The organism is Geminicoccus flavidas (genome assembly GCF_009806515.1).
Taxonomy (GTDB): Bacteria; Pseudomonadota; Alphaproteobacteria; order Geminicoccales; family Geminicoccaceae; genus Geminicoccus; species Geminicoccus flavidus.
This window is the reverse complement of sequence record NZ_WUJP01000705.1, coordinates 1-1,112: the sequence shown is the minus strand read 5'-3', so window position 1 is coordinate 1,112 and position 1,112 is coordinate 1. Positions and strand designations below refer to the sequence as shown.

At 70.9% G+C, this 1,112-nt stretch carries 1 protein-coding gene and 1 pseudogene; one reads left to right on the top strand and one right to left on the bottom strand.

What is annotated here, in order from left to right:
* On the top strand, nt 1–788 hold a 788-nt coding region (locus tag EQG76_RS20245), incomplete at its 5' end, for a GMC family oxidoreductase (RefSeq protein ID WP_200840973.1).
* A gap of 93 nt (nt 789–881) precedes the next feature.
* Here EQG76_RS20245 and EQG76_RS20240 read toward each other — a convergent pair.
* Nucleotides 882–1,112 (bottom strand): annotated as a pseudogene (locus EQG76_RS20240) (IS110 family transposase); the annotation flags it as partial.

The following is a 1,112-nucleotide window of genomic DNA, read 5'->3' as shown; positions in this document are numbered from 1 at the left end:
GCGCCGGTACGTTTGGCACGCCGAAGCTGCTCCTGCTGTCGGGCATCGGCCCGGCCGGCGAGCTGCGCGAGGTAGGCGTCCGTCCTCGACAAGACCTGCCGGCGGTCGGGCGCAACCTGCAGGACCATCCGCTCCTGAGCGGCTTCCACTTCCCGACGAGCCGAGAGCTGCCGCCACCGGTGACCAACGGCATCTCCACCGTCGCCTACCTGCGGACGAACTCGCCCGCGGAGGCGCCGAACGTGCAGCTCGTCACGGTCCACTTCGCGTTCGCGAGCGCGGTCTACGACGTGCGCCAGGCCTACGTCGTCTGGCCGTCGGTGATCAAACCGACCAGCCGGGGCCGGGTCCGGCTCGCCAGTGCCGACCCGAACGCCTCGCTCCTGATCGATCCCAACTACCTGGAGACGGCGGCGGACCGGACCGCGCTCCGGAGGGGCCTGGAGTGGGCGCTGGAGGTCGGCAACGCGCGCGCCCTCGATCCTTGGCGCCGCGGCGTGCTGAGGCTCCGCGATTTCGCGCCCGATGGCCCCGAGGCGTTCATCGAGAGGAATACGAGCACGTACTTCCACTACGTTGGCACCTGCGCGTTCGGGCTCGACCCGGAACGCAGCGTCGTCGATGCGCGTGATCTCGGGGTCTGGGGGGTGGACGGCCTGAGGGTGGTGGACGCCTCGGTGATCCCCGAGATACCAAGCGTGAACACACACGTGCCGGTCCTGATCGTGGCGGAGCTGGCTGCCAAGAAGATCGCCGGCGCTCGGCAGTCCGCGGCCGTCCCCGGGTAGAACTACACGCCGAGACCGGCCTCGCGCTTCGCGAGGAGCCGCGCAGGCGGCGCCGTTCGCCTGCGTGGTCCCAGCTGGGCCTGAGGCTCACCATCACCTCGAGGCCGTGCCGGCGTCCCACGGGCGGCCATCCCGCAGCATGGCGTTGAGCATGGTGATGAGCCTGCGCATGCATGCGGTCAGGGCGACCTTGGCCGGCTTGCCCCGCTCGCGCAGGCCTCGGTAGGCGGCGGCGATGCGCGTGTTACACCGGATTGCGGTGACGGCCGCCATGTACAGGATAGGGCGGACCTCGTGGCGGCCACCCCAGACGGTGCGCCGGCC